This is a genomic window from Staphylococcus simulans (assembly GCF_002902285.1).
Taxonomy (GTDB): Bacteria; Bacillota; Bacilli; order Staphylococcales; family Staphylococcaceae; genus Staphylococcus; species Staphylococcus simulans.
Genome location: NZ_PPRU01000057.1, coordinates 39,766 through 49,023, shown reverse-complemented (window position 1 = coordinate 49,023; position 9,258 = coordinate 39,766). Strand labels below are relative to the sequence as shown.

Here is a 9,258-nt window from a genome sequence, read left to right as displayed (position 1 = left end):
AGATGTGTATAAGAGACAGATATTATTGATTGTTGTTTGATTTAAGACCGAATTTTTTGTTGAATCGTTCAACACGGCCATCCGCTGCTGCGAATTTTTGACGACCTGTGTAGAATGGATGTGAGTCAGATGAAATATCTAAACGGATAACTGGATATTCGTTACCATCTTCCCATTCCATTGTTTCTGATGATGTTTTAGTTGAACCACTTAAGAATTTATAGTTAGTAGTAGTATCTAAGAAAATTACTTTGTGGTATTCAGGATGGATTCCTTGTCTCATTATTATTTTCAGCTCCTTTGCCCTGAACCATCTGGAACAGAGTTATTTGTGAGTTTTTACCCAATACTTAGTAATTATAATTGTTACCAGAATAAATTGCAACCCATTCTGGATGACAAATCAAATTTATATTTAAATGATCGGCTTGCCTGTACGCTTGCTGTCTTCAGCTGCTTTTTGTAATTTTTGGAAGAATTCTTCATTATTTTTCGAACGTTTTAACTTTCTGATGAAACGTTCTGTGAAGTCTGTAGAATCTGTAAACATATTACGTAATTGCCATAAGCTTTCTAAATCTTTCTTATCTACCAGCAATTCTTCTTTACGTGTTGAGCTTCGACCAATATCAATAGCTGGGAAGACACGTCTTTCAGCTAATTTACGATCTAAATGCAGCTCCATATTACCTGTTCCTTTGAATTCTTCATAAATTAAATCGTCCATTCTAGAACCTGTATCAATTAATGCAGTGGCTAAAATTGTTAAGCTGCCGCCTGCTTCAATATTTCTTGCCGCACCAAAGAAATGTTTAGGTTTGTGTAATGAAGCCGGATCTAAACCACCTGATAAAGTACGTCCGCTTGGTGGAATAACTAAGTTGTATGCACGTGCTAATCGTGTAATAGAGTCCATTAAAATAATGACGTCTTCTCCGATTTCAACTAAACGTTTCGCACGTTCTAGTAATAATTCAGCAACTTTCACATGATGTTCTGGCGGCTCATCAAATGTTGAATGCACTACTTCTGCATCATCACTTGAACGTTCAATATCTGTTACCTCTTCTGGTCGTTCTCCAACTAATAAAATGAACAATTTAGCTTCTGGTTTGTTTGCTGAAATGGCGTTCGCAATTTCTTTAAGCAACGTTGTTTTACCTGCTTTAGGCGGTGCGACAATTAAACCACGTTGGCCTAAACCAATCGGTGAAACCAAGTCCATAATACGTGTGGAATAGTTAGTTGATTTTGTTTCTAATCGAATACGTTCATCTGGATATAGTGGTGTAAGTGCTTGGAAGTGAGGACGTTTTTTGACTTCTTCTGCATTGTGATCATTAACGAAGTCAACTTGCAGTAAACCATAATATTTCTCATTATCTTTTGGCTTTCTGACTTTACCTGTAACCTTATCCCCTCGTTTGATTTCAAAACGGCGGATTTGGCTTGCAGAAATATAAATATCTTTTTCGCCCTTGGAATAGTTGACTGTTCTTAAAAAACCGTAACCGTCAGGTTGAATATCATCTAAGATACCTTCCATATAATAGTTGCCGTCTTTTTCCATTTGAGCTTCCATGATAGCTAATACTAATTCTTTTTTATTAAGTTTACTATAATTTGTAAGTTTAAGAGATTTTGCTTTTTGAGTTAGCGCTTTAGTAGTGTTGTTCTTATAAAGTTCGTGGAAAGACTCGTATTGAGGAGATGTACGTTCTCTTTCAGGCATGTTTGACACTCATTTCGTTTTAATTTTACGTATTTACTTATTATAAAGTATTTTTCATAAGATAACCATAGCAAATTTCCATTTTAATTACAAAAACAATCATTGGTCTAACGTTATCAATTGCGTATAATTAACTATTTCTCCATTAAAAAAGCTGGACACTTTCGTGCCCAGCAAATAGTATTCAAAGGTTATTCATTATAGTAACCTGCAATTGATTTAATTTCTAAGAATTCTTCAATACCATAGTCGCCCCATTCTCTACCGATACCTGATTGTTTATAACCACCGAATGGTAAATCTGGTTTGCGACCTGCTTCATTGATTTCAATTGTACCTGCTTCAACTTCACGTGCAACTTTGCGTAAAGTGTTTAAGTCTTTACCATATACATAACCAGCAAGACCATATTTTGTTTCGTTCGCAATTTCGATTGCTTCTTTAAGGTCTTTGTAAGTGATAATTGACATTACAGGTCCAAAGATTTCTTCTTGTGCGATAGTCATTTGGTTATCAACATTCGCAAAGATTGTTGGTTTTGCGAAGTAACCTTTGTCTAATCCTTCAGGTTTACCTACACCGCCAAGAACTAATTCAGCACCTTCATCGATACCTTTTTGAATATAATCTTCAACTTGATCAAATTGTTTTTTGCTGATGATTGGACCCATTTGAACGCCTTCTTCTCTTGGATCTCCAACTTTTACTTGGCTCATTTTTTCTTTTGCTGCTTCAATGAATTTATCTTTCATTGATTCAGGAATAATAGTTCTTGTACCTGCAGTACATACTTGGCCTGTGTTGTTATAAACTTTGCCGACTGCAGCTTCAGCAGCTTCTTCTACATCTGCATCATCTAAAATGATATAAGGTGATTTACCACCAAGTTCAAGTGAAACTTTTTTGAAGTCTTGTGCTGCTTTTTCCATGATTTTAGCACCTGTACGTCCTGAACCTGTGAATGACATCATGCGTACATCTGGGTGTTCACTTAATGGATTGCCGACACCTTCGCCGTCACCATTTACTAAGTTGAATACACCTTTTGGTACACCAGCTTTATCAAAGATTTCAGCTAAGATAATTGCTGCGTATGGTGTTAATTCAGAAGGTTTTAATACGACTGGATTACCAGCTGCGAATGCTGCTGCTAGTTTTAATGATGTTTGGTTAGTTGGGAAGTTCCATGGTGTGATTAAACCAGCAACACCAATACCTTCTTTCACCACTAAGTCATTACCGCGTCGTTCTTCAAATTGGAAATTATCCAATGCATCTCTTGCTTCTGAGAAGTGATTAAGTCCCATTTGATAATGCACATTTTCGGATTTTTCAAGCGGTGAACCTAGTTCATCAGTAATCGCTTCAATAATATCTTGTTTTCTATTTTCATACTCTTTGACAATTTTATCGAGTAAGTCTCTTCTATATTCTACACTGCTGCGACGGAATTCAAGATAAACATCTTTTGCAGCTTGGACTGCTTTATCTACGTCTTCTTTGTTACCTTTCGCAACTTGACCGAGTACTTCTTCAGTTGCTGGGTTGATGACATCGATTGTTTCGCCACTTGCACTATCAACCCATTCACCATTGATATATTGCTTAGTTTGAATTCTCAATTCAGTCACTCCTTAGTATTACGTCTTACTTTATAGTTTATCCTTTCTCAGATTTTTTTAAACGTTTCTGCTTATAACGCAAAATAAGAGCTACTCCAAAAGGAATAACTCTTACTTCTCTCAAATCTATATTAAGAATTGGCCACATTATCTGTTTGATTCTCAGATTCAAGTTCAATATATTTTTGTGCCCATTCTTCCATCGGTACTAAAGCCTCAGCTAAAGCAGCACCTTTATCAGTTAAATGATAAACGATTGATAAGGGGGCTTTTGATACGATGTTCTTTTCTACTAACTCCCATTCCATCAGTTCAGAAAGTTTTAAGCTTAAAGAACGTGGTGTAATTGTCTTCAAATCTTTCTTCATATCACTGAAGTGTGCAGACTGTTCTGGACATCTAGATAAATAATTTAAAATTAATCCATTCCAGCTTCGACCGATGATTTTGAATGTTTCTTCTAGATATGGACAAATTTCCATTTAAATCACCTCTCATGATTACTAGATCATGCAAACCTACTATACAAAGTATACCACGTTTCCTAAATTTTTTCAGTCCAAATGTTTGCGCCGAGAGATTTTAAATTCTCTACAATGTTTGTGTAGCCGCGATAAATGTGATTTACATTATAAATTGTTGTTACACCCTCAGCGATTAAACCTGCAATAATTAAGCAAGCACCGGCACGTAAATCACTCGCATACACAGACGCACCATGTAATTGAGACGGTTTAACTGTTGCTGTGTTTTGATCTACAGAAATTTCTCCGCCCATTTTTCTTAACTCTTCGATATGACGGAATCTTTCAGGATAAATTGTATCTGTTACAAATGAAGGTCCATCTGCTAAGAATAATAATGGTGTGATTGGTTGTTGTAAGTCAGTCGCAAAACCTGGATAAACCAACGTTTTGATGTTGACGCTGTTAAATGGTAATTGGCCTTTAAGTTTTACGCGGTCATCATCAATCTCAACATCTACACCTAGTTCACGTAATTTAACAGTTAAAGGTTCGATGTGTTTTGGAATGATATTATCAAGTTCCACTTCAGCACCGCAAGCTGCTGCCATACACATATATGAACCCGCTTCAATACGGTCTGGAATAATTTGATGTGTCACACCATGCAAATGATCGACACCCGTAATTTTAATAGTACTTGTACCTGCACCTTTGATATTCGCACCCATTCCTGTTAAGAACGTCGCAACATCTACAACTTCAGGTTCTTTCGCTGCATTTTCGATTACTGTTTGTCCCTCTGCACGGACAGCAGCTAACATAATATTGATCGTTGCACCGACACTAACCATATCTAAGAAGATATTCGCACCTTTTAATTCTTCCGCTTCAATCTTCATAGAAGTCGGGCTTGATTCATCAATCGTCGCACCTAATGCTTTGAATCCTTTAATATGTTGATCAATCGGACGTGGTCCTAAAGGACAACCACCTGGTAGTCCGATGACGCATTTTTTAAATCGACCTAACATTGCTCCCATCATATAATATGATGCTCTTAATGACTCTACCTTATGGTTTGGTAAAGACGCATTTTTTATTTCCGTCGGGTCTACTTTTAATTCTGTATCTTTTAAATCTGTTTTAATGTTTAAATCCTCTAACAAGCTTACTAAAGTAGCAACATCTGAAATTTGCGGTAAGCCTTCTAATGTTACAACATCCTCTGCAAGTAATGCTGCTGGGATAATCGCCACTGCACTATTTTTAGCGCCGTTGATTTTCAGTTTCCCTTTTAATGGCTGTCCGCCTCTGATTTTTATTACTTCTTGAGCCATTCGATTGTTCTCCTTTGTTATTCAATCTTTATTCCACAGTTCTATGTATAGTCTACCTTGTTTCTGATACGACTACACCCACTCTTTCATCATTTTCTATGAAAATAACTGTTATCCACATACTTCATATTAATTATAGTTGAATGTACTAGCGATTGTATATTCATATTATAGAATACAAAGCCATTTGTTAAAGTATTTACAACATGTTGATATGTTGCACCCATTTTATGCGTTTGTCTTAAGTTGTCAGTCTCAACAAACTTTTTTGTTTCATTCAAAAAATCACTTAAGACATTATAGCACAAGTCACGTTAAGACTGCGAAATAATTTCAGGCAATACACCATTTTTGCCTAACATTATTGTCATATAGATATTTCCGCAATCTTTTGTATCCTAACAAATGGTTGACGAGAACACAATCTTTTGGTGTTGTCTCACAACACAAAAAAGAGCATCCGAAAAAGATGCTCTTTCAATACTTAATTACTCAAAATTAAGCGCGGTTAGAAGTACCGAATTCTTTGATTTTACCAGTTACTGTAGCTTTGATAGCTTCACGAGCTGGTCCTAAATATTTACGTGGATCGTATACTTCTTTGTCGTTGTTTAATACTTCACGAACTGCTTTCGCTGAAGCAATTTGGTTTTCAGTATTTACGTTGATTTTAGCTGTACCTAAAGAAATAGATTTTTGGATATCTTTAGTTGGGATACCAGTACCACCGTGTAATACTAATGGTAAACCAGTTGATTGACCGATTTCTTCCATTTCTTTGAAGCCTAAGTTTGGTTCACCTTTGTAAGGACCATGAACAGAACCTAATGCAGGTGCTAAAGTATCGATACCTGTTTTTTCAACAAGTTCTTGACACTCTTTAGGGTCAGCATAGATAACGCCGTCAGCTACTACGTCGTCTTCTTGTCCGCCAACAGTACCTAATTCAGCTTCAACTGATACACCGCGTGCATGTGCATATTCAACCACTTTTTTAGTGATTTCAATATTTTCTTCGAATGGGCTGTGTGAAGCGTCGATCATAACTGATGTGAAACCAGCGTCGATTGCTTCTTTACATTTTTCGAAGCTTGAACCGTGGTCTAAATGGATAGCAACTGGTACAGTGATTTTTAAATCATGTAATAAGCCTTCTACCATTTTAACTACAGTGTAGAATCCGCTCATGTAACGAGCAGCACCTTCAGATACACCTAAAATAACTGGTGCATTTTGTTCTTGTGAAGCTTCTAAAATAGCTTGAGTGAATTCTAGGTTATTTAAGTTGTATTGACCAACTGCGTAACCTTTTTCTTTTGCATCGATTAACATTTCTTTCATTGAAACTAAAGGCATGAAAGTTCCTCCTTGCGTGCGTTTTGCACGTGATTTTTATACGTTAAGTATATCAAAGTCACCGCCGTAATGCATTGCAAAACTAAATGTAAGCGGTTATAAATGATAAAATTGTGTGAATTTTCAAATGAAAACGTATACAACATGTGTATATGTGTTTCACAACCACTTTGTTCTGTGCTTAACGTTGTATTTTTTATTATTACCCATTTTCATCTGCGTCTTATACATTTTTCAGTCAATTGAATTAAAGATAAGCTTCATTTAAAATTGAAATATCGATAATATAGTTGGAGGCTACTATGGCGAATATCTTACAAACACAACTTACTGGTATATTCAATCGCTTAAATCAACAAGAATTGGATATACAAATGGCAGCACAATGTTTAATTCAAGCTATCGGCGGAGAAGGTCATGTTTATGTCAAAGGTTATGGCGACTTAAATTGCTTCGAAGATTATGTGCTTAACAGCAATGAAAAATTAGAAGCAAGCAAACGTCTAACTGACTTAGAAAGTTATGATGCATTAGATACAACTGACCGCGTCTTACTCTTCTCTCCTTTTTATACAGAAGAAGTTCAAGCGGATACACAACGCTTAATTGATTTAGATGTTGATTTCGTTTTAATCTGTAACAAAAATAAAGAAACACCTATTCCTGACCATCTTCTTCATTATATAGATTTATGTACACCAAGACCGATTGTCTATACAGAGGATTATGACAAAATTGTTCAACCTCATCCTATGGCTTTCACTTATGTTTACTATGAAACCTATACACAAATGATTGAAATGATCAGAGACTTGGATTTGAACGTAGAAGAGTAACTAAATAATTTGAAAATACAAAAGCGGCAAAGCTGTTTCACCTAGTTGTGAATCTGCTTTGCCGCTTCTTTATGCTTTATAATAGACGTGTTTTGCCTTATTTACTTTTATTTTGTTGATATTTGTTAGCCGCTTCGATAAACGCTTTGAAGATTGGTTGCGGACGGTTTGGTCTTGATAAGAATTCTGGGTGGAATTGACTCGCGAAGAAGAAGTCATTACCAGGAATTTCAATCATTTCGATTCTTCTGCCGTCTGGGCTGATACCTGAGAAGACCATACCTGCATCTTCCATTTGTTGACGATAGTCGTTGTTAAATTCATAACGGTGACGATGACGTTCTTCGATTTCTTTTTTACCATAGATATCATAAGCTAATGTACCCTCTTTAACTTCACTTGGGTACAAGCCTAAACGTAATGTTCCGCCTAAATCTTCGATATCTTTTTGTTCTGGTAATAAGTCAATGATTGGATATGGTGTATCAGGATCTAATTCTGCAGAATGTGCACCTTCTAAACCAAGAACGTTACGCGCAAATTCTACTGTTGCCAACTGCATACCTAAGCAGATACCGAAGTATGGCACATTGTTTTCACGCGCATAACGGATTGCTGAAATCTTACCTTCACTTGCACGGTAACCAAAGCCGCCAGGCACTAAGATGCCGTCTACATCTTTTAAATATTCTGCTGCGTTTTCATCTGTCACTTCGCTAGAATCAATCCATTTAACTTTAATGTCTTTATATAATGGATAGCCTGCGTGTTTTAATGATTCTACAACTGAAAGATAAGCATCTTGCAAGCTTACATATTTACCGACTAAACCGATTGTGATTTCACCATCAAGATTGTTTACGATTTCTAATAAATGTTTCCATTCATCTAATTGTGTATCGTATTTCGCATCTAAGTCTAAGCGATTGATGACTAAGTCATCCATATGTTGTTTGCTTAATTGTAAAGGAATTTCATATAAAGATTCAGCATCACGACATTCGATAACATTTTCTTCAGGAATGTCACAGAATAATGCAATTTTATCTTTTAAATCTTGTGTCATTTCATATTCAGTTCTTACCACAATCAAATCAGGTTGGATACCTAAACCACGTAATTCTTTAACACTATGTTGTGTCGGTTTTGTTTTCATTTCACCTGCTGCTTTGATGTAAGGTAATAAAGTACAGTGGATATACATGACATTATCTCTGCCTAAATCACTACGAATTTGACGAATCGCTTCGATAAATGGCAGTGATTCGATATCACCTGTTGTGCCGCCGATTTCAGTAATAACAACGTCTGCATTTGTGCTTTCGCCTGCTAATAATAAACGTTCTTTAATTTCATTCGTGATATGAGGAATAACTTGAACCGTACCGCCTAAGTAATCACCGCGGCGTTCTTTTTTCAATACGTGAGAGTAAACTTTACCAGCTGTCACGTTTGAATATTTATTTAAGTTGATGTCGATAAAACGTTCATAGTGTCCTAAGTCTAAGTCTGTTTCCGCACCATCATCTGTCACAAAGACTTCCCCGTGCTGATACGGACTCATAGTACCTGGGTCTACGTTTAAATATGGATCGAATTTCTGTATCGTTACGGATAAACCTCTATCTTTTAATAATCTGCCTAATGATGCCGCTGTAATTCCTTTACCAAGTGAAGAAACTACTCCGCCAGTAACAAATATGAACTTAGTCATTCTTTTTCCTCCTACTTTTCAATTACAAATTAATTTAACATTCCATAACTTGTTTGTATTCATGTTAAGACATAAAAGTCTTAGCGCTTATTTTAAATATCGCTTAAAAATAAAAAAACGCTCCCTCTCACATCTCATGTAAAGGGGGAGCGTATGATTTATACACGTTGTCCTAATTAAAGGAGCCCGAATAA

At 36.1% G+C, this 9,258-nt stretch carries 8 protein-coding genes; 1 reads left to right on the top strand and 7 read right to left on the bottom strand.

The features are described from left to right. Positions 1 to 22: 22 nt before the first annotated feature. From CD112_RS12560 to fdaB, 6 genes are all read right to left on the bottom strand, one after another. Positions 23 to 283 carry a type B 50S ribosomal protein L31 gene (locus CD112_RS12560; RefSeq protein ID WP_002481800.1) on the bottom strand — a complete coding sequence of 87 codons (261 nt, stop codon included), beginning with the start codon at positions 281 to 283 and terminating at the stop codon, positions 23 to 25. A 132-nt stretch (positions 284 to 415) separates the two neighbouring features. Further along, positions 416 to 1,732 (bottom strand): transcription termination factor Rho, encoded by a 1,317-nt coding sequence (rho, locus tag CD112_RS12555; protein ID WP_070626501.1) that lies wholly within the window; start codon positions 1,730 to 1,732, stop codon positions 416 to 418. A 191-nt stretch (positions 1,733 to 1,923) separates the two neighbouring features. Next, positions 1,924 to 3,354, bottom strand: coding sequence for an aldehyde dehydrogenase family protein (locus CD112_RS12550; RefSeq protein WP_070626502.1), 1,431 nt, complete (start codon positions 3,352 to 3,354; stop codon positions 1,924 to 1,926). 131 nt (positions 3,355 to 3,485) lie between these two features. Next, positions 3,486 to 3,836 (bottom strand): winged helix-turn-helix transcriptional regulator, encoded by a 351-nt coding sequence (locus CD112_RS12545; RefSeq protein WP_002481803.1) that lies wholly within the window; start codon positions 3,834 to 3,836, stop codon positions 3,486 to 3,488. 62 nt (positions 3,837 to 3,898) lie between these two features. After that, the gene (murA, locus tag CD112_RS12540; RefSeq protein ID WP_023016121.1) at positions 3,899 to 5,158 is read right to left on the bottom strand and encodes a UDP-N-acetylglucosamine 1-carboxyvinyltransferase; all 1,260 of its coding nucleotides are present in this window, start codon (positions 5,156 to 5,158) and stop codon (positions 3,899 to 3,901) included. A 498-nt stretch (positions 5,159 to 5,656) separates the two neighbouring features. Then, positions 5,657 to 6,514, bottom strand: a complete 858-nt coding sequence (fdaB, locus tag CD112_RS12535) for a class IIb fructose-bisphosphate aldolase FdaB (RefSeq protein ID WP_002481805.1) — start codon at positions 6,512 to 6,514, stop codon at positions 5,657 to 5,659. A 302-nt stretch (positions 6,515 to 6,816) separates the two neighbouring features. Here fdaB and CD112_RS12530 point away from each other — a divergent pair, with 302 nt between their 5' ends. After that, positions 6,817 to 7,350 (top strand): DUF2529 family protein, encoded by a 534-nt coding sequence (locus CD112_RS12530; RefSeq protein WP_103364409.1) that lies wholly within the window; start codon positions 6,817 to 6,819, stop codon positions 7,348 to 7,350. Between the two features lie 97 nt (positions 7,351 to 7,447). On the opposite strand, the gene pyrG is transcribed toward CD112_RS12530, so the two are convergent. Beyond that, on the bottom strand, positions 7,448 to 9,064 hold the full coding sequence (gene pyrG, locus CD112_RS12525) for a CTP synthase (protein ID WP_002481807.1): 1,617 nt from the start codon (positions 9,062 to 9,064) through the stop codon (positions 7,448 to 7,450). Positions 9,065 to 9,258 lie beyond the last annotated feature (194 nt).

What these genes read in the sequence shown, in the direction of transcription:
- CD112_RS12530 (WP_103364409.1), top strand. Translation starts at nt 6,817, where the DNA reads ATGGCGAATATCTTACAAACACAACTTACTGGTATATTCAATCGCTTA.
- murA (WP_023016121.1), bottom strand. Translation starts at nt 5,158, where the DNA reads ATGGCTCAAGAAGTAATAAAAATCAGAGGCGGACAGCCATTAAAAGGG.
- pyrG (WP_002481807.1), bottom strand. Translation starts at nt 9,064, where the DNA reads ATGACTAAGTTCATATTTGTTACTGGCGGAGTAGTTTCTTCACTTGGT.
- fdaB (WP_002481805.1), bottom strand. Translation starts at nt 6,514, where the DNA reads ATGCCTTTAGTTTCAATGAAAGAAATGTTAATCGATGCAAAAGAAAAA.
- CD112_RS12545 (WP_002481803.1), bottom strand. Translation starts at nt 3,836, where the DNA reads ATGGAAATTTGTCCATATCTAGAAGAAACATTCAAAATCATCGGTCGA.
- CD112_RS12560 (WP_002481800.1), bottom strand. Translation starts at nt 283, where the DNA reads ATGAGACAAGGAATCCATCCTGAATACCACAAAGTAATTTTCTTAGAT.
- rho (WP_070626501.1), bottom strand. Translation starts at nt 1,732, where the DNA reads ATGCCTGAAAGAGAACGTACATCTCCTCAATACGAGTCTTTCCACGAA.